Annotated in this window: 21 protein-coding genes; 5 read left to right on the forward strand and 16 right to left on the reverse strand. The window is 30.9% G+C overall.

The genetic code is table 11. The features are described from left to right. Nucleotides 1-229: 229 nt before the first annotated feature. Nucleotides 230-3,163 (forward strand): YhgE/Pip domain-containing protein, encoded by a 2,934-nt coding sequence (locus tag CLOCEL_RS12460; RefSeq protein ID WP_010075451.1) that lies wholly within the window; start codon nt 230-232, stop codon nt 3,161-3,163. A 119-nt stretch (nt 3,164-3,282) separates the two neighbouring features. On the opposite strand, the gene CLOCEL_RS12465 is transcribed toward CLOCEL_RS12460, so the two are convergent. The 9 genes from CLOCEL_RS12465 to CLOCEL_RS12505 all read right to left on the reverse strand — a co-directional run bounded on the left by CLOCEL_RS12465 (nt 3,283) and on the right by CLOCEL_RS12505 (nt 10,995). After that, nucleotides 3,283-3,990, reverse strand: coding sequence for a DUF421 domain-containing protein (locus CLOCEL_RS12465; protein WP_010075452.1), 708 nt, complete (start codon nt 3,988-3,990; stop codon nt 3,283-3,285). 247 nt (nt 3,991-4,237) lie between these two features. Further along, a complete protein-coding gene (locus CLOCEL_RS12470; RefSeq protein ID WP_029169222.1) occupies nt 4,238-4,519 on the reverse strand; it encodes a hypothetical protein in 282 nt (93 codons plus the stop codon). After that, nucleotides 4,516-4,749, reverse strand: coding sequence for a hypothetical protein (locus CLOCEL_RS12475; protein ID WP_029169223.1), 234 nt, complete (start codon nt 4,747-4,749; stop codon nt 4,516-4,518). The genes CLOCEL_RS12470 and CLOCEL_RS12475 overlap by 4 nt, the downstream gene beginning before the upstream one ends. 1 nt (nt 4,750) lies before the next feature. Next, nucleotides 4,751-5,104 carry a hypothetical protein gene (locus CLOCEL_RS12480; protein WP_010075453.1) on the reverse strand — a complete coding sequence of 118 codons (354 nt, stop codon included), beginning with the start codon at nt 5,102-5,104 and terminating at the stop codon, nt 4,751-4,753. Nucleotides 5,105-5,116: 12 nt separating this feature from the next. After that, complete coding sequence (locus CLOCEL_RS12485; protein WP_010075454.1) at nt 5,117-5,353, reverse strand: hypothetical protein; 237 nt, start codon at nt 5,351-5,353, stop codon at nt 5,117-5,119. Between the two features lie 225 nt (nt 5,354-5,578). Then, complete coding sequence (locus CLOCEL_RS12490; RefSeq protein ID WP_010075455.1) at nt 5,579-5,983, reverse strand: hypothetical protein; 405 nt, start codon at nt 5,981-5,983, stop codon at nt 5,579-5,581. Between the two features lie 474 nt (nt 5,984-6,457). Next, nucleotides 6,458-8,311 (reverse strand): methyl-accepting chemotaxis protein, encoded by a 1,854-nt coding sequence (locus CLOCEL_RS12495; RefSeq protein ID WP_013291770.1) that lies wholly within the window; start codon nt 8,309-8,311, stop codon nt 6,458-6,460. A gap of 100 nt (nt 8,312-8,411) precedes the next feature. Beyond that, a complete protein-coding gene (ilvA, locus tag CLOCEL_RS12500) occupies nt 8,412-9,650 on the reverse strand; it encodes a threonine ammonia-lyase (protein WP_010075457.1) in 1,239 nt (412 codons plus the stop codon). A gap of 163 nt (nt 9,651-9,813) precedes the next feature. Next, nucleotides 9,814-10,995 carry a Wadjet anti-phage system protein JetD domain-containing protein gene (locus CLOCEL_RS12505; RefSeq protein ID WP_010075458.1) on the reverse strand — a complete coding sequence of 394 codons (1,182 nt, stop codon included), beginning with the start codon at nt 10,993-10,995 and terminating at the stop codon, nt 9,814-9,816. A 268-nt stretch (nt 10,996-11,263) separates the two neighbouring features. Here CLOCEL_RS12505 and CLOCEL_RS12510 point away from each other — a divergent pair, with 268 nt between their 5' ends. Next, the gene (locus CLOCEL_RS12510) at nt 11,264-12,643 is read left to right on the forward strand and encodes a TrpB-like pyridoxal phosphate-dependent enzyme (protein ID WP_010075459.1); all 1,380 of its coding nucleotides are present in this window, start codon (nt 11,264-11,266) and stop codon (nt 12,641-12,643) included. A 105-nt stretch (nt 12,644-12,748) separates the two neighbouring features. Here the strand turns inward: CLOCEL_RS12510 and CLOCEL_RS12515 are convergent, their stop codons facing one another. The 3 genes from CLOCEL_RS12515 to CLOCEL_RS12525 all read right to left on the reverse strand — a co-directional run bounded on the left by CLOCEL_RS12515 (nt 12,749) and on the right by CLOCEL_RS12525 (nt 16,294). Continuing rightward, nucleotides 12,749-13,690 carry an IS982 family transposase gene (locus CLOCEL_RS12515; RefSeq protein WP_010077629.1) on the reverse strand — a complete coding sequence of 314 codons (942 nt, stop codon included), beginning with the start codon at nt 13,688-13,690 and terminating at the stop codon, nt 12,749-12,751. Between the two features lie 190 nt (nt 13,691-13,880). Then, nucleotides 13,881-14,042: a rubredoxin gene (gene rd / locus CLOCEL_RS12520; protein WP_010075460.1), complete on the reverse strand. Its 162-nt coding sequence runs from the start codon at nt 14,040-14,042 to the stop codon at nt 13,881-13,883. Nucleotides 14,043-14,233: 191 nt separating this feature from the next. Further along, nucleotides 14,234-16,294 carry a beta-galactosidase gene (locus CLOCEL_RS12525; RefSeq protein WP_010075461.1) on the reverse strand — a complete coding sequence of 687 codons (2,061 nt, stop codon included), beginning with the start codon at nt 16,292-16,294 and terminating at the stop codon, nt 14,234-14,236. 108 nt (nt 16,295-16,402) lie between these two features. Here CLOCEL_RS12525 and CLOCEL_RS12530 point away from each other — a divergent pair, with 108 nt between their 5' ends. From CLOCEL_RS12530 to CLOCEL_RS12540, 3 genes are all read left to right on the forward strand, one after another. Further along, complete coding sequence (locus CLOCEL_RS12530; RefSeq protein ID WP_010075462.1) at nt 16,403-17,230, forward strand: AraC family transcriptional regulator; 828 nt, start codon at nt 16,403-16,405, stop codon at nt 17,228-17,230. 110 nt (nt 17,231-17,340) lie between these two features. After that, a complete protein-coding gene (locus CLOCEL_RS12535; RefSeq protein ID WP_010075463.1) occupies nt 17,341-18,858 on the forward strand; it encodes an alkaline phosphatase in 1,518 nt (505 codons plus the stop codon). Nucleotides 18,859-19,082: 224 nt separating this feature from the next. Continuing rightward, nucleotides 19,083-20,135: a YibE/F family protein gene (locus tag CLOCEL_RS12540; RefSeq protein ID WP_242655158.1), complete on the forward strand. Its 1,053-nt coding sequence runs from the start codon at nt 19,083-19,085 to the stop codon at nt 20,133-20,135. Nucleotides 20,136-20,353: 218 nt separating this feature from the next. Here the strand turns inward: CLOCEL_RS12540 and CLOCEL_RS12545 are convergent, their stop codons facing one another. The 4 genes from CLOCEL_RS12545 to CLOCEL_RS12560 all read right to left on the reverse strand — a co-directional run bounded on the left by CLOCEL_RS12545 (nt 20,354) and on the right by CLOCEL_RS12560 (nt 26,850). Next, nucleotides 20,354-22,465: a glycoside hydrolase family 36 protein gene (locus CLOCEL_RS12545; protein WP_010075465.1), complete on the reverse strand. Its 2,112-nt coding sequence runs from the start codon at nt 22,463-22,465 to the stop codon at nt 20,354-20,356. Between the two features lie 253 nt (nt 22,466-22,718). Beyond that, nucleotides 22,719-23,159 carry a hypothetical protein gene (locus tag CLOCEL_RS12550; protein WP_010075466.1) on the reverse strand — a complete coding sequence of 147 codons (441 nt, stop codon included), beginning with the start codon at nt 23,157-23,159 and terminating at the stop codon, nt 22,719-22,721. Between the two features lie 219 nt (nt 23,160-23,378). Further along, the gene (locus tag CLOCEL_RS12555) at nt 23,379-25,970 is read right to left on the reverse strand and encodes a 3'-5' exonuclease (protein ID WP_242655159.1); all 2,592 of its coding nucleotides are present in this window, start codon (nt 25,968-25,970) and stop codon (nt 23,379-23,381) included. A 292-nt stretch (nt 25,971-26,262) separates the two neighbouring features. Then, a complete protein-coding gene (locus CLOCEL_RS12560) occupies nt 26,263-26,850 on the reverse strand; it encodes a hypothetical protein (RefSeq protein WP_010075469.1) in 588 nt (195 codons plus the stop codon). Nucleotides 26,851-26,973: the final 123 nt, after the last annotated feature.

Consider the following 26,973-nt stretch of genomic DNA (forward strand, 5'->3'; position numbering starts at 1 on the left):
TAAATTTAAAGTTCTAAACTGTGGATTTTCAGTACCCTTAACATTTTTATTAAAGAGAGCAAAAAGTATTTTTGTATTAATAAAAATACTAGCTTTCTAAAGCAAATAAAAGCAATACTTCAATAATTAATATGTAAACGAAAAAAGTCATTATTTTTTAATGTTGACTGATAAGTCAAATGCGAGTATAAATTATACTGAACAGTCAGTCAACGAAGGAGGTTAAATAATGAATCTTTTTAAAATTGGAGGACATGATATTAAAAATATTTTTACAAAAAGATATTTAAGAATAGCAGTGCCGGCAATTATCATCACTCCACTGCTATACTCTTTATTATATCTTTACGCCTTTTGGGATCCCTACAATAAACTAGAGGACATGCCTGTCGCAGTAGTTAACCTAGACCAAGGTGCCACTCAAGACGGCAAAGATGTAAATTATGGTAAAGATATAGTAGAAAATTTAAAAGATAATAGTGAAGTAGGTTGGAAATTTGTTTCAAAAGAAGAAGCAGATAACGGCCTAGAAAACAATGAATTTTACGCCAAATTTGAGATTCCAAAGGATTTCTCAAAGAAGGTAACTAGTGCTAAAGATTCTACTCCAACAACAGCAGATTTAAACTTTGTATGTGATGAGAAAAAGAACTTTTTAGCAGCTAACTTAAATCATATCGTAGAAGCACAGTTAAAAGAAACTATAACACGTAATATATCTAATAACTATGTTTCTGGTACTTTTGATAAGTTATATGAAGTAAAAGATGGTATGGTTAAAGCAGCAGATGGTAACAAACAACTTAAAGATGGCTTAGATCAGCTAAATGGAAAGGTTCCAAAAGTTGGTGAAAAAGATCCTTCTGGAATTCCTAAATTATACGATGGACAAGTTGCTCTTAATTCTGGAATTTTACAATTAAATGATGGTTTACAACTAATGAATAATGGTAAGCCAGAACTTGAAGATGGTATAAACCAACTTTCTACTAAAGTTCCACTTTTATACAAAGGTCAAAATGACCTTAACTCCGGAATTTCACTATTGAATAATGGATTAAAGAAAATGAATGATGGCAAACCAGAGCTTGAAGATGGTATAAATCAATTATCTACTAAAGTTCCACTATTATATAAAGGTCAAAGCGATCTTAATTCTGGTATAAAGCAAATAACAGGAGGATTAGGTGTATTATTATATAAGGGAATTCCTACAATAAAAGAAGGGTCGGATAAGCTTAGTGATGGAACAACAAAATTAATTGATGGCCAAACTAAGTTAGACTCTGGAATTTCAAAATTTAATGCTTCCTTAGGAGAATTAAATAAAGGCGTCTCTAACCTAAGTGATGGGATTAGTAAAGCTAAAGATTCAACTGATCTATTATCTAAAGGCAGCAGTGCTTTATACGATGGTTTCTCAAAGAAACTGTCTCCATCAATTGATGGAATCAGTTCTGGGTTATCTCAGATGAATTCTTTAATCACTTCAGGTGCGGCTGATGTTACGAAGTTAAATAGTGGAGCTACTTCATTATCAAATGCTAGTGATTCTATAAATACTGCTTCAGATCAATCAGCCCAAGCTTTAACTAATCTTATCACGGCAGTAAAAAATATACCTGAAAGTGAAAGAATTAGTTTAGGCTTAAGTGATGCCCAATTAGCTACCTTAAAAACTCAGTTAACTGGCTATACTGATTCAGTAAAACAATATTCAACTTCAGCAAAGACGATGTCACAAGGTACAATTAATTTAACAAACACTGTACAATCAATCGGTACAAATATAGACAAATTAAATACTGGTGCATCTCAACTTAAAACTGGTTCTACTACCTTTGGTAATAACTTAAGTGATTTAAATAACGGTTTAACTGCTTTAAATTCTGGATTTTTAGTAGCTAATGAAGGTGCTAAAGCTTTAAGTGATGGTGCATCAAAAGCTTCTTTAGCTAGTTCAGAATTATTAAAAGGTTCAAACACCTTGCTTAAAAGTCAACAAGATCTAAAACTTGGTATTGATACTTATGGTTCAAGTGTTAATTCAAGTTTAACTAACAGCGTTGGGAAACTGTTTGAAGGATCATCTAATGCATTTGTTGGTTCAAATAAATTAGTTAAAGGTTCTACAGACTTAAAAGTTGGTGTTGATAAACTATCTTCAAAATCTCCAGCTTTAATTGCTGGTATTTCAGATGCATATTCCGGTTCTAATAGATTACTTAATGGATCCAATCAATTAGTTGACGGTACTACACTATTAAAAGATGGTGTTGATAGATTATCTTCAAAGGCTCCAGAATTAATTGATGGTATTACAAGAGCAGCTTCAGGTAGTGCACAATTAGCAGACGGTTCTAATCAATTAGTCAATGGACAAAAAGAAGCAAAAGACGCTGTTCAAAAGTTAGATGACGGTTCAACTGAACTTTATAACAAAACTGATGAAGGAGCTAAAAAGCTTACTGATGGTTTAAAAAATAGCTCAGAAGACATGGGTGAATTCGTTTCTGAACCACTAAGCTTTAATATTTCACCAACAAATCCAGTTCCAAACTACGGAACAGGTTTTGCACCATACTTTATAGCTCTTTCTTTATGGATTGGAGCAATAATGATGTCTTTCGTTATTCATTCAAGAACTGAAGAATTTAAAGAAGCATCAAAATTCCATAAAGTATTTGGGAAATTTATTTCCTTTGGCTTTATAGGTATACTTCAAGCAATCTGTGTTGGTGCAATAGTATTGGCTTTAGGATTACACCCTACTAACACTGTATTGTACTTTGCACTAATATTACTCTTTGCTCTAGTATTTATTTCCATTGCACAATTCTTTATATCAATGGTTGGAGATGCTGGAAGACTTATATGCATAATATTATTGATACTTCAGTTAACTGCTTGTGCAGGTACTTTCCCATTAGAACTTGTACCTGGATTCTTTAAGGTTCTCAACCCATTTATGCCATTCACATACGTGGTAGAGTCATTAAAAGAAGCAATTTCAGCTACATCAATAAATTACAGCGTAGTTGGTAAAGATGTACTTATCTTAACTATAATAATGATAGTATTCTTAACAGCAACAGTAATGTTGAGAAACTTTGGAGAAAGAACTCAAGAAGCTATTGATAGAAGAAAATCTCAAGCAAAGTAATTTAAATAAAAAAACCACCAACAAGGTGGTTTTTTATGCTTTATATTCTTTAGTTTTTATAATCACTATCTGTTTTACCTAGCAGTTTAATTTATGTATCAGAACCTATTATTAGCTATTTATTCAAACATATCACGGCTCATATTCTTTTTTATTTTTACATAAACACTTAGATCCTTCTTGTCATCACAGGTGGCAAGAAATACTTGTGAAACATCTGAAATTCCTTGATTTTTTAATTGCTTTCCAAGCCATTTCTCATCCTTACCAGTGAATTTGAGATTATCCTTCAGAACTTTACCATCTATGATTATATTTACCACTAATTTTTCTTGTTGAACCTTTAGATTTAAGTCACTTGGCGTTGCTGGTCTTTGTAATGATACTGGAAGAAAACTAATCTTCCCATTTGATTCTAAAACAGCAGTTTCAATATTAGATAAATTGAAAAATCCACTATTTCTACATTGTGTCAAAAACTCACTAAGATCGAGTTTTGCTTTCTTAAAGTTTGCTTCAAAGAGTTTTCCTTGGTCAAAAAGAATAAGGGTTTCTCCTGTTAATATTCTTCTAAACTTTATTGATTTAGAAGTTAAAATGGAAAAAGCTACTGATACTATTGCATATACTATCATTGCAATTAATGGTCTTATATAATCATCGCTTAGTGACGTAGCCATTTCTGCTGCGATAGAACCAATGGTAATTCCATTAATATAGTCAAACATACTTACTTGTGACATCTGCCGATTTCCAATGATTTTAGTCAAAATAAAAAGTGCAACAACTGATCCGATAGATGTAAGTACAACTCTCAACAACTCCATTTTTTTCATCCTTTCAAGAAAATCAATTCCTTTGTATAGGTTGCAATAAATAGTTTTCCTAATTATCTTTCTCATTTACAAAAAAAATATTATTTGACCATAACTATTTTTCACTTTAATTCTATTTTTATAAAAATAAATTATAGACACAAAAACAGCAAAGACTTTAAAAATCCTTGCTGTTTTATATTTTACAGATAATTGTTATAAAATTTTATCTTTTACTATTTAATTTTGATTTTACTTCTTAAATATACAATCCCCCACCGAGAATCATTGTTAATCCAAAAGCTATTAATACAGTTGTATCAATAAATGTACCAAACTGTGGCAATACATTGCCTACACTATCCGCTTCTCCAATAACAAATTTACTTAGGTGTGTTGTTTCAAAGGTAAAAGTATTGCTTGTGCTGTCATAGCTTCCAGCTAAATTTTCAAAGTTTTGAGTACTTTCATTATAATAGAAAACAGCTAACTTACCAGTATTTATTGCTGCTATGTCCTCAGCACTTAGATTTAATATCACTTGTGCTTTATTAGCATTACTAAATAAATGTCCTTTACTTTTCCACCATCTTTATTATATATACTTACTTCAAAGTTAAACACCTTATTGACAGCTTTAATTGATGTAGCCAAAGGGTCATTTGTATTTATTATTTGTTTGAAGGATAAATACTCCCCTTCTGATAATATAGTATAATCGATTGCACCTATTGGAAGTGCTAAATCTATCCCTGAAGTTTTAAATTGCAACTTACCTGAACCACCCAATTATAGATGATATATCTACTCTTATTTCAACTGGAATATTATCACTGGATACTCCTGTTTCTATTACATTAGTAGCATTTTTGTCTATACTATTTTTTTGTATAGTTACAATAACTGTACCATCATTAATATTTATTATGTTTACCATAGGATAAACTAATTTTTCAACATTTATGCTTGGAGTTGTAACTAAATCACCGTTGTTTACATAAATATAACTCCAATTATGAGCAACTACAAAGTGATTATTATCTACTACATTTAAATACCATAGTCTTGGATAATTAATTCTATACTTTGCTATAAAACTGTCATTTTCAAGCTTTTTAAGATCCACACCATCTTGTACTCATATAACTCCATTGCTATCTTTAGTGGTAGTTTGTATATTTACTAACCCGTTATCTGCACCATAGGTTTTAGAGATAACACCACTTCCAGTTTCATTTACTTTAAGCAATAGATCTGGTCTAGTACCTCCAATTTCTGGATCATGCATATTAAACCAAATATTATCTTCATAATCAATTTTAATTCCCTCTAAGTTTTCTATAGAATATCCATTAGTTTCTATCTTATATTTCATAATATTATTTATCAACTTTAATCAATGAAGGATTTGTTACAGACGTTACCCAAAGATTTCCTTTGCTATCCATATTAAATGTATTTACTAACAGTACTCCGTGTTCATATAGGTTTAAAATACTTTGTTTATTACCTGTTATCTTTATTAAGCAAACCTTCCCAGACCTAAAATTTTCTGTTTCAGTAGAATAACTTAAAACAATTGTACCATATTTATATATTTTTACATATCTGGGAATTTCAAAGATTGAAATCCAGTTGGAACTTGCACATCACATAGTTTTCCAATTTCTCCAGTAGTAAGATTTAATGAATTAATCGAAACACCACTAGTTCCACGAACTAAATAGTAGAAACTACCAGAAGCTGCACCTATATAATTACGGAAATCTTCAAGTTCAGTCTCAAATCTATTACTAGTCTCATCTGGATTATGTTTAATTATTTCAACTGGACTGCCCTCTGAGCTTTGTATAATGACTAAAGAAGATTTGTTATAATTCTCTAGTCTATATACATTGTTTATATCTCGGCCCAAATAACTTCCATTATAATTTAGATTACCATTTTTATCATAGCTACTTAATGGTAAATTTGTTGCATTTACTCGCTGGGCTAACAAACCCATAGGTAGAATTGTAATGATGAACACATACACCAAAATAAGACTTAATTTTCTTTTAATGATTTAATAATATTCTAATGGTTATACTTGATAATTTTGCTATAATATCTTTAAAATTTCTTATAATCTATTTTTATTCATCTCATATCATCACCTGCAAGATTAATAATGTATATATAACAAAATCTCATATATAATTTCCAATAACTTTCTACATTAAACTCATATACAGTGCTAAGACAATATATATTTTTAATCGAACCGTATATATATCCATCATTCTTGAAAAAACCAAACCTTTGGATATCTTAACTATCCAAAGGTTTGGTTATATATAAGTTTCAATATTAAAACTACATTTAAATTCTATACTATAGCCACTAAGCTTGGTAAGTTGTAAATCAACTTTATTGCAACATATATACATTAAAATTTAATTACTGATGATTATATTTAAGAATATATTTTTATATTAAACTATACATTAAAATTTGCAATCATTTTAGATAGCTTATGTACTGATGCCTTGGCTCCATTTACATTACTTAATACAACTTGAGAGTTTTCAGCAACAATAGTAGTTTTATTTGCTATGTCTGCGCTTCCATCAGCACCTTCATTATTTGCCTTTGTAATATCTTCAATTGCTAAAGTAACATTTTTAACTGCATCTAGCAATTCTCTTGATCTGATGCTAATATTCTCTGAAAGCTTGCTATAATATCCGGCATCTTTGCTGTATTGCTCACTTGTTGAAACAAGCGTCTCATAATCATTGACAACTTGAGTATCTATAAATTCTAATACTTCACTTGAACTTTGAGATAAGTTTCGAACTGATTCCAAAATTATACTTATAGTACTTTGAATATCTTTAGCAGCTTCATTTGATTCAGAAGCCAAATTTCTCACTTCATCAGCTACTACAGCAAAACCTTTCCCATGTTCCCCTGCTCTAGCTGCCTCGATATTTGCGTTCAAAGCTAAAATATTAGTTTGATTTGAAATTTGTAATATTCTATTTAACATTTCTGTTATCTTTTCAATAGATTTCGATTGTTCTAAAGCTTCAACCATCTTAATATGAGTTATCTCATAAACTTCCTTTAGTTTTTTCTGAGCTAACAATGAATTTTCATTTACCTTCTCAGCTCTAGCATTAATTTTCTCCGAGGCAGTGTATCCCTCATTAGCGATACTCGAGAATCTATTAATGTCATTTTCAATTTCAAAGGCAGAAGCATTAATTTCTTCTGTTGCAGCAGCAGTCTCTTGCATACTCTCACTGATTTCATCAGTAATTTCCGATATATCAATAATATTTTTATTCAGGTCATCAATATTTTTTGCAACAGCCCTAAACAGAGAATCTAATTCTTTTGATTGAATCATTACTGCTTTAACTATGCAATGAACATTCTCAATAAATAAATTAAAGTACTTTGACATATCTCCAATCTCATCTTTACTAATGACTTCCAAGCGCTTTGTTAAATCTCCATTTCCACTGGCAATATCTCTCAGCATCTCCGTAGTTGTTTTTATTGGCTTCGTAATTTGCTTTATAATTACTGTTGAGATAAATACAAGTAACAGTATCATTGCTATAATTAGAATTGCTGTAATAGTCATCGTCCTATTTATATACGCATTTGCTTGCTTTTCAATTCTAACATTGTTATCATTAGCTAATACTACTACCTTATCAATATTCTCTCTGTGCATATTATAAGCAACTGCTAGTTTTCCATAAGTAAGACTATTTGCAGTGTTTTTATCACCCTTTTCTATTGCAGGTAAAAACTCTGTTTTATATATATTAAAGAATTCTTCTGCTGCTACATAAGCGCTTTCAGTCATTAGAGTCTTGGTTTCCCCTTCATCTAAATTTTCGACCCAGACCTTATGTCTTTCTTCATAATCATCCTTCAACTTTTCCATCTTTTCCTTATAATCTTTAACTTTTGAATCACTTGTTTCATTTACCATCTGCATGGTAGTTAAGTACGCTTCTATGATATATTCAGGCGGCGGTAATATGTCAGCAACCAAATCTTTTCCTTCGATGATCTCATCGTAAATTGGTCCATTCACCTTAATTTTTGTCAATGTATTAATAGAATACAAAGCAAAAATACTAAATCCAAAGATAAAGATTGCAATTAAGATACTTATCTTATACTTTATTTTCAGTTTGTTGATTAAAAAACCCATTACTATTCCCCCAATGGTATATTTTACATTATCATTTTCAAATAATGTTGCCCACTCCACATCATGAATAATAAGTAAGTCAACATTTATTTTACCATGATATATAAAAAAATACAAATTGCTTTATAGTTTTGCATTACTAAATCAATTTAATTTTGTATAAATTTTTCATTGAGGTGAAAAAATAATTTAATTATCATACTAAACTGAATTTATATTAATAAATCTTCTCTACATTATATCCTTGTTCATTTAATGCTTTTATGATTTTCTCAATATGATCATGTCCATTAGTCTCTACAGTTACTTCCAAAACCACATGTTTTAATCTATCTATCGCTTTAAACTGATTATGATCAAGTTTTATTACATTTGCCTTCATATCAGATAAAATTTTTGCTATTTCTAAAAGTTGACCTGGAGTATCCTTAAGCTTAACAGAAAAACATAAAATCCTCCCCCTAGAAAGAAGACCATGGTTTAAAAGAGCAGACATAGTAACTATATCTATATTACCACCACTAATTATCGAAACTATTTTTTTCCCTTTAAAATTTAATTTATTAAGGGCTGCCAAAGACATCACTCCTGTTGCTTCAGCCACAAGCTTATGTTTCTCTAAAAGAATATAAACAGCTTCCATTAGTTCTTGGTCACTAACAGTTATGATTTCGTCCACATATTCTTTTATAACCTTAAAAGTCTGTTCTCCGGGATTTTTTACAGCAGCTCCATCAGCAATGGTATCTATTGTTTCAGCAAAAACAAGCTTCCCAAGATCAAAGGAACGCTTCATTGGATTTGCTCCATCCGCTTGAACACCAATAATTTTTATTTCCGGATTAAGTGCTTTGGCAGCAACAGCTATTCCACTGATTAATCCTCCACCGCCTATTGGTACAAGGATTGCATCTACATCCTTTAGTTCTTCAATAATTTCTAAAGCAATAGTCCCTTGACCTGCCATCACATCCAGATCATCAAAAGGATGAACAAAAGTATATCCATTTTCTCTTTCTAGCTTTCTTGCTTCTTCATAAGCATCATCATATACTTTTCCTTTAAGCACAACTTTAGCTCCATAATTTTCAGTAGCTTGAACCTTTATTAATGGCGTGGTTTCTGGCATAACAATGGTTGCTTTGATTCCTAACTTATTTGCAGCGTAAGCTATTCCTTGAGCATGATTTCCTGCTGAAGATGCTATTAGTCCTTTTTGCTTTTTATCGTCACTTAGTTTTGATATTTTATTTAAAGCACCTCTAAGTTTAAATGCTCCAGTTATCTGCAAATTCTCTGGCTTAATATAAACCTCATTTCCACTTTCTTTACTAAACTCATAACTATAAATCAAATTTGTATTTATACATATATTTCTGATTCTACTTCTCGCCTCTAATATATCATTTAAGGTTAATACTTTATCATCAACACTATTTTTAGAAAAATGCTCCATATTCCTTCTCCCTTCTTTTGTTTACTGATAAATTTAAAACTACAACTAAACTTAGTTTAAAACTTGGACATATTTAGACATATAAGGTATAAGTGTTAAATTTACAAACCTATATAAAAAAGAGAATCTTTATGATTCTCAAATTTGCATCCTATATAACAATTTAAGCTCTTTCGTATTCCAACTTAATGTTTTCTTGAAGCATAAAGTTAATTAAAGAATAAAACTCTTTGTATTTTTCATCCTCTAAAATCTCGGTTAAACATTTCCTATCATTTACACTAAGTTCTTTACAACAACTTCTATTATGAATTAACACTTCTTTTGCCATGTTAGTAGGCTGAAATTCAATATTTGTTTTTCCCCTTAAGTAATTATATATTCTTAAGCTCTCTACATCAATATTTCCGTAATAATAATAGCTACATTCTCTATTATTATTAAGAATCTTTGTTAACAGTTCTTGCCTAATAAAATTTTGCATTCCACCTAAACATATAAAGACACCATCAGTTTCATCACATTTATGAAAAGCAGTGAGACTTTCAACTACTGTTACTTGTTGGTCTAAAATCTTAATTTCTTCTATAAGAGATAAATCTCTAGAACTAAGAGCTATTCCTTCTAAAAATTCACTTATATCTAGAAAATTCTTTTTTGTCTTTATCTTAATATACCCTTTCATATGTATCTGTGAATAGTAGCTACAGATATTATAATCCCTAACATAATCTTCTTTTCCAAAATCCTTTAATACTCTTAAAACTTTATTTTCAATTTCTTCATATCTTTCTGAATTTCCAAAAACTTTTGCAGAAAACTCTTTTTTAAGTATTTCTTTTTTCTGCACCACTACATAATCTAACGCTATTAGCAGATCTTGGACATCCTGAAGCTTTTCAAGATCAAAATATTTTTTAACGGAAATCTTACTAATTATCCGTTCTGAAATCTCCCTAGAAAATTCTCCAAGCAAGTCTTCTCGCTCTAAATAGGGTACTAATATATTCAATATATCACTCTCTATAGCTGATTTTTCAATTCTATTTACATATTTATAACACTCTTTTAATTTTTCAATATTAAGAGCTACCTTTTCTATTACATTTTCCTCTGAGGTTTCTTCTCTTACAATTTCAATAAAACCTCTTTTCCCCAATTCTTCGCAGTCAGCGTCTATTTTTTTCTTATATCTTAAATCTGTGTCATCAAAATATTCTTTAATATTCTTTTTATTAAAATAAAAATATATTTTATGATCCTTTTGAGAAGTACCTTTATATAATGAACTCCTCTCATAGGAATCAAGTAATGAATTTATTAGAAATTCTTTATAACTCCTCATTGTATAAACCTCTACTAATTAGTCTTATATATCAATTATATTATATATTTCTACTAAAAACTATAGCATTTTTTTCCAATAAACTTTCAATTTTTATTTTGTCTTTCGTTAAAATTCCAAGAATTTTTTTTAATTTTCATCTATTGTAATTTAATATTTTCCAGTATTCCACAACAAATTTTGTCGCAAAATCAAAATTCTTGATTACCGATTACGTTTTCATTATAATATATATTGATGATATTTTTAGAGGAGGGCTAATTTAACAATGAAAAAAGTACCACATAGATTATACTTGACTGAAGATCAAATGCCAAAACAATGGTATAACCTTAGAGCAGATATGAAAGAACAACCAGAACCAATGCTAAACCCTGCTAACTTTGAACCTGCTAAAGAGGAAGATTTATATCCTGTATTTTGTAAAGAACTTGCAAGACAAGAAATGGATTCTACAACAAGATATTTTGATATACCAGAACCAATTCTAGATATGTACAAGATTTACAGACCATCACCACTTATTCGTGCATACAATTTAGAAAAAGCTCTTGGAACACCAGCAAAAATTTACTATAAGTTTGAAGGAAATAATACCTCAGGTAGCCATAAACTTAATTCTGCTATTGCTCAAGCATATTATGCTAAAGAACAAGGACTTACAAGTCTAACAACTGAAACTGGAGCTGGTCAGTGGGGAACTGCTCTATCAGAAGCTTGTTCTTATTATGATATACCTTTAACTGTATATATGGTAAAAGTTTCATATAATCAAAAACCTTATCGTAAAGCAATTATTCAAACCTTTGGAGCGGATGTAATTCCAAGTCCAAGTGACACTACTAATGCGGGACGTGCTATTTTAGAATCAGACCCTAATACTGGTGGTAGCCTTGGTTGTGCTATTTCAGAGGCAGTAGAGAAAGCTGTCACTACAGAAGGTTGTAGATATGTTTTAGGTTCAGTACTAAATCAAGTTTTACTTCATCAATCAATTATCGGTTTAGAAGCCAAAGCTGCTATGGATATATTAGGTGAATATCCAGACGTTGTAATAGGCTGTGCTGGTGGTGGTTCTAATTTAGGAGGACTTATCGCACCTTACATGCAAGATAAATTACTTGGAAAAGCAAACCCTAGAATTCTTGCGGTTGAACCTGCATCTTGTCCTTCATTAACTCGTGGAAGATACGCTTACGACTTCTGCGATACAGGAAAGGTAACACCACTTGCAAAAATGTATACATTAGGTAGTGGATTTGTTCCTTCTGGTAATCACGCTGGTGGACTTAGATATCATGGAATGTCTCCAGTTCTTTCAAAGCTTTATCATGATGGCTACATGGATGCAATATCAGTTGAACAAACAAAGGTATTTGAAGCAGCTGTATTCTTTGCTAAGAATGAAACAATTCTTCCAGCACCAGAATCCGCTCATGCAATCCGTGCTGCTATAGATGAAGCTATAAAATGCAAAGAAACTGGCGAAGCAAAAACTATTTTATTTGGTCTTACAGGTACTGGTTACTTCGATATGACTGCTTACACATCATATCACGAAGGAAAAATGACCGATTATATACCTTCAGACGAAGAATTAAAAATTGGTTTTAATGGCCTTCCAAAAATTCCTGGAATTCAAGAATAATAATTAACCTGTTGTGCTAGCAGATAAGTTTTCATTAAAAGGATATTTATACCATGATTTTAGGCAGTCCTATCCTATTGTCTCATATACTGTTTTTGGAAATTATTATCCGAATACTAATTCTTTAATCTTTGATATTTCTATACCTATATTAAAAAATTTATTTATAAAATAGCAAAGATTATGAGCTAATATTTTATTTGATATTCTTGTGGCAAATCCCCAAGTTGATTTTGTAAGAACCCTCTGCATATTTAATTGCTCGGAGAGCTGAGAAAAAGTAGTTTCTACTCTACGACGAGCCTTGAATATCAACTGCCTAAAAGGTTTTAAAAGTTTAGTTTTACTATTGTTACGATTTATTGTTAAAAGACGAATGTACCTTGTTTCTTTTAATTGCGAAGCAACTTTTTGACCTATATATCCTTTATCACCTATTAGTATATCAATCTCTGAATTAGCTGTGAGTTCCCAGACGACATCTCTGTCATCAATATTTGCTGCTGTTACAGTAAAATCTGTGATATAGCCATCGAGGGCTACTAAAGCATGTAATTTGAATCCATAATATGTTTCTTTTTTCGAAGCGCATCGCCCGTAGGCAGCCTCCGGCTTAAAAGCTTTATGGAAATGAGCTCTCCCAAACTTACACACAGGAATTGGCATACTATCTGCAATTCTCATTCGGTCATATTGATAGTTAAGAAATTTCGTTAACTCTTTACGAATTTCATCAATGACTCGAAATAATGACTTTCTAACTCTATGAAACCTCGGCCTACTACAAAAGTTGGGAAATAAGTCTCGTAGGTTTTTAGAGCAAAATCCAAACCATGCTTTTTCAGAGTCAATGGTTAAGAGTTCACCTACTAAAGAAATCGTAATTATTTCGCTATCAGTCATTACTGATTTAGCGATGTTACGACGATTTTTAATAAATGTTGGAGTTACTTTTTGGTAAAAGTCATCAATTATAACATAAGTGACAACAATAAAATCTTTTAAGTCATTTATTGTTATGGTAGAATCTTTATTAAACTCTGGCATATAGGTTAGCCTCCTATCATTAGATTAGTGGTGTTTTTTAATGATAGGTTAGCAAATATGCTGGAGTTTTTCTATTTGTAAGTATTGCCAGCGTATTTAACTAGCACAACGGGTTAATTAAAGACTGTATATCAATAGAATAATGAATTCTTTGATATACAGTCTTTATAATTGATTAGGTATCTCTAATTTACTCTTCTACTTCAAAATCATCTTTGCCTACTCCACACAATGGACATACCCAAGTATCTGGAATATCGTCAAAATCTGTACCTGGTTGTACTCCATTATCTGGGTCACCTTCTTCAGGATTATACACATAACCACACACTAAGCAAACATATTTTTTCATTATTTAGCCTCCTATATTTTAATACTTTTATTATTACCCAAATAATCATTTCTCTTGTACATTTTTATCTATATATTTATAAATAAAATTCTAGTATTTTATGCTAAATAATTTTCAGTTTAGTTTTGTTTATAGATTAATCCCTGATTTATGATTTTTTTAAATCTATATATTGACTAAAACTATAACTGCTATCTAGTTTCCTCTATTATTACTATTCCGAATGGTGTTAAGGATATTCTTTCTTTTAATGATTCTTTTGAAAGAAAATCTATGAATTTGCCTTCTCCAATATTAACAACAGCTTCTGCGTTATTGAAATTCATTAAGAAGATATAATTCTTTTCTCCATCTGTTCTTACTTGTGCAGTTACTCCAAGAGGAAGTTCTGTATCAAGTGCTTTTTTAACCTTAGTTTCTTCTATAAGCTTACCGTAAAATGCATCAAAGAAATCATCCTTAGTTCTTGCTGCTAAATAATAAGCTTTTCCTGTGCCAAAGTTATTAACTGTAACAGCAGGTCTGCCAGCATAAAAATCTTTATCATAATAAGCAATAGCTTTTGCTGTTTCTTCATGGATTAAATCACATAATTCAAAGGCTTCAAAAGTTCCATTTACAGAAAGCTCATTTTCTTTAAAAGTTACAGAATTTCTTTCATTATCATAAAGGGAATCTATTTCTTCTGACCAAATACCTAATACTTTTCTAAGTGGCCCTGGGAATCCTCCTAAGAAACATAAATCTGTTTCATTAACTATTCCTGACCAATAAGTTGCTACAAAAGTTCCACCATCGTTAACGAATTTTTCAATTCTTTCTGCAACACCTGGTCTCACCATATAAAGCATTGGTGCAACAAGTATTTTGTATTTTGAAAAATCTTGGTCCATATTTATTACATCTACTGGCACGCCTTTTTTCCAGAAAGTTTTATAATGGTTAACTACTGTTTCTTCGTATTTAACTCCAATGTTTCTTGGACCTCTTCCATCATTTACAGCCCATCTATTTTCCCAATCAAATATAATAGCAGTATCTGCTGGTACTGTAGTACCAACTATCTCATCCATTTTACTTAATGCATTTCCAACATCAGTTACATCTCTAAATACACGAGTGTTTTCATGTCCACAATGATCTACTACAGCACCATGGAATTTTTCACTTGCACCTCTGCTTTTTCTCCATTGGAAATATTGAACAGTATCAGAACCATGTGCAACAGCTTGAAGTGAAGATAATAAATGCATTCCTGGCTTTTTAAGTTTACTGATGCCTTGCCAATTAGTTAAGCTTGGAGTACTTTCCATTAACATAAATGGTTTTCCACCTTTTAATGATCTCATAACATCATGGTACATAGATATATACATTGCTAAATCAGCATCACTTTGACTACCATGCCATTGAGGGTAATTATCCCAAGATACTACATCCAACTCTTTAGCAACTTCCCAATAGTTTAATCCATCAAAGTATTCCATTAAGTTTGTTGTAATAGGCACTTCAGGATTTATTTCTCTAAGAGGTTTCATTTCGTGCTTCATGAAATCAGTAGTTTGGTATGTAACAAATCTCTTCCAATCCAAATTTAATCCATGAAGACTGCTATCTCCTAGTGGTCCTGGTGATTCAATTTGTGACCAAGAAGTATATCTATGACTCCAAAACTCTGTCCACCAAGCATGATTTAAATTATCAAGAGTCTCATATTTATCTTTTAACCAATTTCTGAAAGCTTCTTGACACAATTCACAATGACAGTCTCCTCCAAATTCATTTGATATATGCCATAAAAGAACTGCTGGATGTTTTGCATATCTTTCAGCTAATTTTCTATTCATTATTTGGATTTTTTCTCTATAAACAGATGAAGTGTAACAATGATTATGACGTTCACCATGATGATTCTTTTGTCTAGCAGAATTAACTCTTAATACTTCAGGATATTTTTCTGATAACCAAGCTGGTCTAGCACCACTTGGAGTAGCTAAAACTACATAAATTCCGTTTTCGTATAATTTATCTATAACATTATCCATCCAACCAAAATTAAAGTTACCTTCTTCAGGTTCTAAAGCTGTCCATGAGAAAATTCCTATACTCATAACATTACAATTAGAAAGCTTCATAAGTCTTATATCTTCTTCAAAAACTCCTGGATACTTTAACCATTGATCTGGGTTATAATCTCCTCCGTGGTAAAAGTGAGGAAAGTTTTTATTAATTGGAGCATACTTTTTAACCATATTAATCACCTCATGTAGTATAATTATATTAACATTATATATTCGTAATAATACTAATATCAATCTAAGCATTTTAAGATAAATATGAAAATATTAAGGTGGTAGACAATGAATTATATAACCTTCCCTGTAGTCACTGAATTTGAATCTAAATTGCCTGTATATCTTGTAAGTGTTGGTATAAACCATACCCAAGAGCACATTATAAGACTAAAAGGCTATCCTCATTTCCAATGGATACAATGCAGAAAAGGTTCAGGAATGTTAAAAATTAACAATCAAACTATAACTATAAATGAAAACCAAGCAATGTTATTATTCCCCCATACTTCTCATGAATATTATTCTAGTTCCGAAGAGTGGATTGTAGACTGGGTTGCCCTTAACGGCTATGCCGTTGAAGAAATCTTAAAAAATGGAGGTATACAACACTCTGAAGTTTTCTCTGTTTCTGAACCAGAACTTTTTATTTTAAGAATGGAAAAGCTTTTAGAATTAGCAGCATCATATAATACTATAAAAAGTCTTGAAAGCTCTAAAATCATTTATAGCATCTTAATGGACATCCTAGCTTATACTTCCACTGATAAAGTAGATTATATGATTAATCAATATTCTAAGCTAAGGCCAGTCCTCGATTATATAGATGATAATTATGATAAAATCATTACTTTGCAAGATTTATCAGAAGTTGCTAATGTCACTCCTGAATATCTTTGTACAGTATTTAAAAAAACTACTGGCATACGAGTCTTTGAATATATTAACAATATCCGAATTAAAAACAGCAAGGAAATGATATTAAGTAAAAAAAACATGCCAATAAAGGAAATCGCAAAAAATTCTGGTTTTGAAGACGTCAGTTATTTTTGTTCTATGTTTAAAAAAATAGAAAAACTTACTCCAAATGAATTTCGAAAACTCTACGGAATATAACTATTAATACAAAACTTTACATTAACTTAATATATCATTAATCTCTCTTTTACCTTTTAGTCCCATACTCTAATTGTCAATGCTAGTAATGCATTCAAGGAGGAAAAAAGATGAAAAGAAAGATTTTAGCAATACTATTATCTGTAACAGCTGCAGTAACAATGTTAACTGGTTGTGGAACTTCTTCGAAAAAGGAAGTAAAAAACACTGAGGTTACAGCTTCTAAATCCACAGAAGGAAAAACTCCAAAATATGTTTTCCTTTTTATTGGTGATGGTATGTCTAGTGTGCAAATTAACGCTACTCAGGTATACAGAGGAAATAACACCTCAGGACAAATAGCTACTAAACCTCTTAATTTTACAGGCTTTCCTGCCGTAGGACTTGCAACTACCTTTGATGCAACTTCCTTCTGCCCTGACTCTGCATCTACAGGCACTTCTATTTCTAGTGGTGTTAAAACCCATAGTGGAGTTATCGGTTTAAATGTAGATAAAACTACTAAACCTGAAAGTATAACAGAAAAATTAAAAGCTGCTGGTAAAAAGATTGGTATTGTTTCAACAGTTACAATAAACCACGCTACTCCAGCTGCCTTCTATGCCCATGTTCCATCAAGAAATGATTATTATGACATAGCAATGCAACTGCCAGAAAGTAACTTTGATTATTTTGGTGGTGGAAGCATCTATAAAGCAACAGGTGATAAAAAAGATAAACAGGATGCTTACGAAGTTATAAAAAGCAAAGGCTATACTATTGCGAATAAAAAAGAAGATATCCAAAAGCTTGATTCCTCATCTAACAAGGTATATGCTGTAACTCCAGTAACAGAAGATTCTGGATCAATGCCTTATACAATAGATACTAAAGACGGCGACTTAACTCTAGCAGATTATGTTTCTAAAGGCATAGATATATTAGACAATGATAAAGGTTTCTTCTTAATGTGTGAATCAGGTAAAATCGACTGGGCGTGTCACGCTAACGATGCTATGAGCGCAATTAAAGAAGTTATTGGTTTAGAAAGTGCTGTTCAAAAGGCTATAGATTTCGCTGGAAAACATCCTGATGAAACTTTAATTCTTGTAACTGGTGACCATGAGACTGGTGGTATGACAATAGGATATGCCGCTACTGGTTATAACACTGCCTTTAACATTCTAGACAAGCAAAAAATCTCTTACATTGCCTTTGATACTTTAATAAGCAAGAAGAAAGAAGCAAACCCAAATATATCTTTCGAAGAAGTTATGCCAATGATTAAAGAAAATTTTGGACTGATTGCCCCAGGTGATGCTGATGCCAATGTTGAAGCAAACAAACCATATGTTCTAACTAGCTATGAATATCAAAAGCTCCAAAATGCTTTTGCTGAATCTATGAAAAAAGCAGATCAACGTACAAAAAATGAAGAGACAGCAGTTCTTTATGGAGAATACGATCCACTTTCTGTCACTATCACCCATATTATAAATAATAAAGCTGGAATAGGCTGGACTTCTTATTCTCATACAGGTACACCAGTACCAGTTTACGCTTATGGAGCTTCTTCCGAAATTTTTGAAGGTTCATATGATAATACTGATATCTTCAAAAAACTAGTTGATGTTTGCAAAGTAAAATAAATTAGAAATACTAAGAAATCTACACGTTGTTCTTATCTGATAGCTAAAATACGTGTAGATTTCTTTACTTTCAAATGATGAAAATTTCTGCTTTTTAGAAAGGGGTAATTACTATTAAACTCTTAAAACTACCAAAAAAGAAAGAAATAATTTTTATACTTGTTTTTTTAATAATACTAACGATACTAATTTTTATACCAACAGGCTTTGAAAAGCAAATTTATGTGAATTCTGAAGGAGTCCGTGGAAAAATACTCTCTGTGGACAACTCTGGTATGTATAAGACAGGACTTATTACTCAAGGAGAGCAACGTTGCGAAATATTAATTAAAGATGGGATTCACAAGGGTGAACAAACTTCTGGCATCAATCTCCTCTCTGGGAAATTAGAGTATGATAAAGTATTTACTCCTGGAGACATAGCCTGGGTTTTATTGGAGAGAAATGCTAATAATAATATAGTGTTTGCAAATTTAATCGATCATTATAGAATCTCAAAAGAATTAATATTACTTGGAGTTTTTGCTATAATCATAATTGCATTTTTAGGTTTTACCGGTGCAAGAACATTACTTTCATTATCATTAGCTTTTATGAGTATTTGGAAAATACTTATACCTTCAATGTTAAATGGAATTAATCCTATTTTAATTGCTTTACTTGTAGGTAACTGCATTACCATCACAACCTTACTTCTAGTTGCTGGATTTTCTAAAAAAGCTTATTGCGCCATTGCTGGTTCAGTAGTATGTTCTCTAATAACTTGCTTCTTCGCAATAATTTTTGGAGAGTTATTTAATATAAATGGTGCAATAATGCAGTGGTCTGAATCACTTCTGTATGCTGGTTATGAAAATCTTAACTTAACAGCAATCTTTCAAGCAGGAATCTATCTAGCTTGTTCAGGAGCAGTTATGGATTTAGCCATTGATATCTCCGCAGCTTTAGATGAAATAGTAAGAAATAGTCCTAATATCTCAAAGAAAGAATTGATTTTCTCTGGTCTTACCATAGGAAAAGCTGTTGTAGGTAGTCAAACCTCAACTCTACTACTGGCATATATGGGAAGCTACATTTCAGTGATGATGGTATACATGGCACAAGGGACGCCTATGATAAATATCTTCACCTCAAAAACCATAGCCTCTGAAATTTTACATACCTTTGTAGGCTGTATAGGTTTGGTTTTAGTCTCACCACTGACCTCACTTATATGTGGTTTTGCGTATAAAAAGGATATAGCAACTGAACCTAAAGTAGATCTTAGTAACATATAATGATTTTCATTGAATGTATTGATTCTTTCGATTTAAACGGTATTAATATGTTCTAATAAAGATTCTTTATAGAGTATATTGATTTTTCAATTTTTCTTAAAATTTTGATGTAGTTTCAATAATGAGACTTACATATTTATAAAAACTGTAAAACACACTAGGATCAAGACTATGACGGTCTTAACCCTAGTGTGTTTTATTGTCTCAATATTTTTTTGTTATTCTTCAATTATTTCAAATAATCTTGCACTGAATTGTTTTTTAAACCTTACGCTTAATGTACCAGAAACTGAGTTCCAACGATACTCACAATCCTCAGCCTTTGGATATGCACATTTTACTGAAACATTTTTCCCTTTCAGATGCTCTATAGGGATAATGTTAGTCTCTGCTACACTATTTCTTCTCCAAACTGCCACGTAAGATTTTTTCTCTGCTTTAAGTCCAAGGCTTACCCAGGTATCAGAAAATTTTGATAGCCCCAGTGGCCAAAAAGGTAATGCTTTTTTTATGTCTAATCTCATAGTTTTATAGTAATCTAATGCTTCTTTCACAAGAACTTTTCTTTCCTCACTAATTTTTGCTAAATGTCCACTTTGATGAATACGAAGAAGCATAGCATTAATCATGTTAAATATTACTTCTTCTTTATCCCCTTCTGTAAGCGGGTATGACCATATAGCAGATTGCTCAGGGGTTAACCCAGAAGGTGAATTAGCTGCAATTGTAGCATATCTTCTATAATCATCTTGATCACTAGTTGATTGAATACTATAACGACTTAACATAGCATAATCTATTCTAAGACCTCCACTTGAACAATTTTCAATAATCAAATCTGGATATCTTTCGAATACACTATCAATCCAAGCAAGGTACGCTCTCTCATGTTCTAAAAGTCCATCTCCAATACTATCAGCCTTTAGTTCTGTCCCAATGCCAGGCTCGATATTGTAGTCCATCTTTATATAACCAACACCGTATTCACTTATAAGTCTATCAATTACCTCATTTGCGTATTTAACAACTTCTGGATTTCTGAAATCTAATTGGTAACGACTTCTATCATATACCTTTTTACCGTGGCGAACAAAGAACCAATCCTCTGGTACCTGTTGAACCTTTGGGCATTTAATACCCATAACTTCAATCTCAAGCCATACTCCTGGAATCATGTTCTTACTTCTTATATAATCAATAACTTCTTTTAGTCCATTAGGAAATCGTTCTTTACTTGGAAGCCATTCCCCAACATTATCCCACCAAAAACCAGCACTATACCACCCTGCATCAATACAGAAGTATTCACAGCCAACTTCAGCTGCAGCATCTATTAATGGAAGTTCTTTTTCTGTAGTTGGATCTCCCCAAAGACAATTCATATAGTCGTTAAAAATTATTCCTAATCCCTCATTATCTTTATTAGGTCTTCTTATAACTCTACGATACTTAGTAAGTTCACCCATTGCCACATCAAAATTTCCTAAGGATACACCTACAGCTACAGGAACTGATATAAAACTTTCATCTGGCTTTAAATTCTTAAACCAATGAGATTCCGTTTCGGTAGGTCCACTTAATTGAATGTATAAATGACCTGTTTGGTCACTGATTTCCCAATGCCAGGATCCATTGTGCTCTATTTGCCAAAACAAATTAGAATGTGTTTCTAGGTTCTCTAAATATGCCATAGGAAGATATTCTTTAGTTGACCAATTACCAGTATTAGTGGCAGCAATTACTTTTGATGAACGTTGATCTATCTCTGGTTGAGATTGAGCAATACCAAGCTTTTCTAAAGAATAGGTCTCCCATTGAATCTCTCTTTGCCAAGAATTATGAGGAATTTTTAAAGACATCTTTTCATCACGATCTAGAATTCCTTCCTTCTCTATACCAGTTAAATTAAAAGAAGAAATATATTCTAAAGTTTGAGTTTCTTTGCCTTTATTTATAACTTCACTCCAACTTCTAACTACAGAAATCTCTTTGTAAAATTGGAAATGGCTTGTTACATATATACCTGTTTCATAGTCAAAAGTAACAATTTCAAGCTTTCTACCTAGCTCATTGTAATAATCCTTATGACTATCATATTTCATTCTATAGCCTGGAGCTGTAACTATGTATTTTGTACCGTGCCTCTCAAGGGGTCTATCTAATCCTGAAATATTAATTTCTACTAGACGAAAACCAACCTTTTGCCTTTCAGCTAAAATATCTCTTTCATCAAAGGGTAATGCTGAAAAATGAAGTAGCTTTACCTCATTTTCCTTAGTAATTTCAAGAACCATATTTATGTTATTCTCGTTTATAGTTATTAAATTCATCTTTATCTCCTTATATGTATATTGACTTTTTATACAAATTTAATTAAGTAAATCTTTATATAGATAAACCAAATTATAACCTAGTTTATCTATAGTATTTTCATAATGCTAATTTAACTTTCTGCAAAATGAAAATATCTTCATTTTAATTATATCAACTATGTAAATTCATACATAGTAAATTTATATAAACCTTTATAACTTTATCTTTCAACACAGAATCACGCTGTAATTTTTTATTTTGTACAACATATTAGTTGTCTTTTTTCCAAGAAATATCAAATGACCCCTTTGTATCATTTCCAATAACTCTTATATAATAACTTCCATCTTCTTCAACTTTATATTGAAACTCATGCCTAGAATCTTCAAGAATACCCTTAATCTTCTCCTTATTTTTATTACAAAATTCAATTTCTAATGAACCTTCATTAGTTTCTGCTGAAACCCTAATACTTATTGTATCTCCTGCCTTTAATTTGATCTTTTTTGATTTTGAGCCATTAAAATTTCCATAACTCATTTTCCATGAATTTTTTCCAGAAACCTCTGTTGAGAACCGAGTAGTTGAACTATCAAAAGCAATTCCTCCATCAGCCACTTTACTAATCACCATTGTAACCACAATTGAAATGATTAGAACAATTATAATAAAAGCTATCCATATAAACTTATATTTTTTTAAAACTCCCATTAATCTTTCCTCCCTTAAACAAAATTGCTAATGCTTCCTTATCGCCATCCTTTGTTCTTTCTATTAGCTGAAATTTTTGCAAATATTATCACCCCATCTCCTTTTCATAAATAAGACAATCTATATCAAAAAAATTCATTCTAAAAAATTTTTCTATTAGAAAAAGACTATATACCTAACTAAATCTTCAATCATTAGTACATAGCCTTTAAAATATGCTTATTTCAATTCAATATATGTCTGTGGCAAAAAGTTTATAAAATCACTCTTAAAGTTTCTTTTATTATATTCATTATAGAGACAGTAACTTATAAATAATCTTTTTTTTGCCCTTGTTATTGCAACGTAAAAAGTCTTTTTTTCTTCCTCTAAATTATTTGTCTTAATTGATAAATAAGATGGAAATACATTTTGTGCAGTACCTGCTAAAAACACAGTTTCATATTCAAGGCCCTTAGCTTGATGCACTGTGATTATAGGTATTCTAGATTTTTTTGTCCTTTTTAAAATAAGTGACTCTAGTTCACCATTAGATAAGGATGTTAACTTGATAATATCAAAAAGAGAATCTCTTGATCCTTTATTTTTATCATCTATATCTCTAAGCAGTGCATAAAAGTCTCTCATTCTCTCAATTTTACCCTTCCCTTCTTCTCCAGGATATAAGGTTTTTAAATTGAAATGTTGGACTATATAATTCACAACTTCACAAGGTCTCATTTCTTCAGTTTCTTTAAAAAAATCATTAAGCTTTTCCGAAATAAAAGAAAATGCCTTAATATATTTAGACATTCCTGCAATTCTTTCCATAGAAGTAGGTATTATATCTATCTTCAATGCTCTTATTAGAAGATCCTTAGTAGCCAGGATATCATCCATGGCATCATGACTTGGTATGTTTTCAGTTTTAAAAATATCACTCAAGGTATTTAATTTATGATTAACTAAATTAGGGTAAAACCTTCTGTAGATATCTAAGGTATCATAAAAAGCTAAAAACTTCGACTTTCCAAGGTTTAACCTATGGATTTCACTTGATAAAATATTTATATCATATTGAACATTATGTCCTACTATTACAGCATTCTCTGAAAATCTTAAAAACTCCTTTATTACAGTTTCCTTATCTTCACCTTTCTCCTTTAAAAATTCATCACTAAAACCATGAATATGCTCGGAATTTTTAACAGACTTTTTAGGTTTAAGGAATCTTTCAAAGGAATCTATCACTTCACCATTTCTATTAATCCTGATAGCCGCTATTTGTATTATTTCATCTTCTGTTACATCAGTACCAGTACTTTCAACATCAAAGACTATTATATTATCATCCTTAAATTCTTTTATTAATAATGAGAACTTTTCACCATATTGCAATGTATTTGTGTCAATAAAATCTGATAAAATTATTCCTATCTTTTTATATTCATCAGATTCTATAGCTTCAAAGGTTCTGTCTCCAACCCCTGTTGGAAGCCTTTTTACGATTCGCTTTAAACTTATGGAATCATATCTATTAGCAGAAAGCTTTAAAAATGCTATTATATCTTTTATCTCTTGTCTTCTAAAAAATTTAAACTGATCAACTAAGATGAATTCGAAACCATCTTCTTCATAACTTGCAATATCCCTTAATTGATTACTCAAAGCTATGTTATATCTATTATCTCTTGTCAGTACACATATACTTGATAAATCCTCAGCCTTGTTTTTTAGGTTCTTTATCTCTTCATATATAAATTTTGCTTCTTCTCTTATGTCGTAAGCTTCCTTTAATATTATTTTTTCACCAACTTCAATTGAATTTGTAGTGATTCCTTGTTTGTATAAACTTTGAGTTTCTAAAGGAAAAGTATTATAAAGAAACTTTAAAGAAGCGTCAGTTAAATTCTTTGTTGCTCTATAATTCACATTAAAGACAATTTCCGTGACTCCATAATCCTTTTTAAACTTTTCGAAAATTTTCTCCGGCGCAGAGCCTCTCCACTTATAGATAGTCTGAAATATATCTCCACAAATTAAAACCTTATTATTCTTAAATAACTTTTCAATAATAGAGTATTCTAAAAGACTTGTATCCTGTACTTCGTCAATATTGATATATTTATACCTTTCTCTTAAAGCTGAAACCACTTGCTGATTTTCAAACAGTTCTTTTGTAAGTACAATCAAATCTGTAAAATCTAAACCATGATTTTCACTAAGAAGCCTATTATATGAACTTACAAGAATATGTCCTTTATTGATGAGAAAATTTTTCAATGCTTCATCAAGGTGGCCTTTTTCTGTGCATATATTATTAATTTTATTTTCTTCATGGGATAAAAAAATTCCAATTGCATTTTTATAATCTTCTAAGGAATTATCGCTATATATATCATATTTTACCCTTATATTTTTTACAGAATCTATAAACCTCTGCATAGGAGCTATAGAAAAGCCAGGAGGAGCACATACCTTTATCATTTCTTTACAATCCTCTTCGTCGAAGATAATAAAGTCTGTAAATATATCCGTCTTCTTTTTTGCTTCAACCTTCAAAATATCGAAACAGAAGCTATGAAAGGTTCTTATTGTAATATTTCTAGAGCTATCCCCAATTACTTTCTCAATTCTTTCCTTCATTTCTCTGCAAGCTTTATTTGTAAAAGTGATGCATAATATCTCCTCTGGCTTCCCTTTACCACTTTCAATTATTCTGGCTATACGCTTTGATAAAGTATCAGTTTTACCTGTTCCTGCTGAAGCTAGTAATAAAATATTGTTTTCGTCTTCATTTATCAACAATTGTTGTTCTTTGTTTAATTTCATATTACCTCTCATTACTCTATACTCGTAAAAGCATCAAATTTATATTATAAAAAAATATATGCCCCACTTAAAGATCCACATTGCTTTTACCAACATGTTCTGAATTAAATCTAGAAATATTATTGGAACCTATATACTTAACTATGTTAACATTATTTTTAAAAAAGAACTACTTCTGAATGTAATACTTTCCATTCAAAAATAGTTCTCCTTACTATTCCATTCCATTATAATATTGATTTTGAGACAATTTTTGCTTTGTGATTATTTCTTAGAAATCCTATAATCATTCTTACTTCAAAGTTATTCCCTCACTTCTTTCTACCCCATTTGTGTATATCTTACCATTTTCAAATATGATTCCAAAATCAAGGGTTCCAGTACCCCCATTCTTTTGCATAGCTATTGATTTAGATATAAATTTGTAACATTTAACTCCTGGAAGATACTTTTCTCCTTCATTCTCAGAATCCGGTAATACTATTAGTGATATATCGTCCCCAGCAATAAAGATTGGTTCTTCTGTTTTTTCGCTTTTCTCAATTTTTAAATCACTTTTATAGAACTTAGCTAAAAATTCTGCAGCTTCTTCTTTAGTAAACCCATTATCTTTAACTTCTGATTTTTTCTCAGCTTCCGTTTTATTCTCAACCTTTGGCTTTTTTTCAGTTTCTGTTTTATTCTCAACTTCTAATATTTCAGCTTTACTTTTATTATTATTTTCTGTATTTTTATTGTCATCACTTGAAATATGTTCAGTTCTAACTACTGTTGTATTGCTTTTATCCTCTGATGATTTATTAAAAATATATACTGTGACTCCACCAATTGCTACTAATAAGGTTATTGATAAAATTACTATATTTCTTGTTTTCTTCATATATAAACTACTCCTTAGCTTGAATCTTCTTTCTTATAGAAATCATTATAGCATGGGAAAACACGTATAAATCTAAACTTTTCCTAAAGCTTTTTGCTATGACGACTTAATAAAAGAACTTCA

Source organism: Clostridium cellulovorans 743B (genome assembly GCF_000145275.1).
Taxonomy (GTDB): domain Bacteria; phylum Bacillota; class Clostridia; order Clostridiales; family Clostridiaceae; genus Clostridium_K; species Clostridium_K cellulovorans.

What these genes read in the sequence shown, in the direction of transcription:
- ilvA (WP_010075457.1), bottom strand. Translation starts at nt 9,650, where the DNA reads ATGGAGCATTTTTCTAAAAATAGTGTTGATGATAAAGTATTAACCTTA.
- CLOCEL_RS12490 (WP_010075455.1), bottom strand. Translation starts at nt 5,983, where the DNA reads ATGGGTTTGTTAGCCCAGCGAGTAAATGCAACAAATTTACCATTAAGT.
- CLOCEL_RS12530 (WP_010075462.1), top strand. Translation starts at nt 16,403, where the DNA reads ATGAATTATATAACCTTCCCTGTAGTCACTGAATTTGAATCTAAATTG.
- rd (WP_010075460.1), bottom strand. Translation starts at nt 14,042, where the DNA reads ATGAAAAAATATGTTTGCTTAGTGTGTGGTTATGTGTATAATCCTGAA.
- CLOCEL_RS12515 (WP_010077629.1), bottom strand. Translation starts at nt 13,690, where the DNA reads ATGCCAGAGTTTAATAAAGATTCTACCATAACAATAAATGACTTAAAA.
- CLOCEL_RS12545 (WP_010075465.1), bottom strand. Translation starts at nt 22,465, where the DNA reads ATGAATTTAATAACTATAAACGAGAATAACATAAATATGGTTCTTGAA.
- CLOCEL_RS12465 (WP_010075452.1), bottom strand. Translation starts at nt 3,990, where the DNA reads ATGGAGTTGTTGAGAGTTGTACTTACATCTATCGGATCAGTTGTTGCA.
- CLOCEL_RS12560 (WP_010075469.1), bottom strand. Translation starts at nt 26,850, where the DNA reads ATGAAGAAAACAAGAAATATAGTAATTTTATCAATAACCTTATTAGTA.
- CLOCEL_RS12460 (WP_010075451.1), top strand. Translation starts at nt 230, where the DNA reads ATGAATCTTTTTAAAATTGGAGGACATGATATTAAAAATATTTTTACA.
- CLOCEL_RS12535 (WP_010075463.1), top strand. Translation starts at nt 17,341, where the DNA reads ATGAAAAGAAAGATTTTAGCAATACTATTATCTGTAACAGCTGCAGTA.
- CLOCEL_RS12505 (WP_010075458.1), bottom strand. Translation starts at nt 10,995, where the DNA reads ATGAGGAGTTATAAAGAATTTCTAATAAATTCATTACTTGATTCCTAT.
- CLOCEL_RS12485 (WP_010075454.1), bottom strand. Translation starts at nt 5,353, where the DNA reads ATGAAATATAAGATAGAAACTAATGGATATTCTATAGAAAACTTAGAG.
- CLOCEL_RS12510 (WP_010075459.1), top strand. Translation starts at nt 11,264, where the DNA reads ATGAAAAAAGTACCACATAGATTATACTTGACTGAAGATCAAATGCCA.
- CLOCEL_RS12525 (WP_010075461.1), bottom strand. Translation starts at nt 16,294, where the DNA reads ATGGTTAAAAAGTATGCTCCAATTAATAAAAACTTTCCTCACTTTTAC.
- CLOCEL_RS12555 (WP_242655159.1), bottom strand. Translation starts at nt 25,970, where the DNA reads ATGAAATTAAACAAAGAACAACAATTGTTGATAAATGAAGACGAAAAC.
- CLOCEL_RS12550 (WP_010075466.1), bottom strand. Translation starts at nt 23,159, where the DNA reads ATGGGAGTTTTAAAAAAATATAAGTTTATATGGATAGCTTTTATTATA.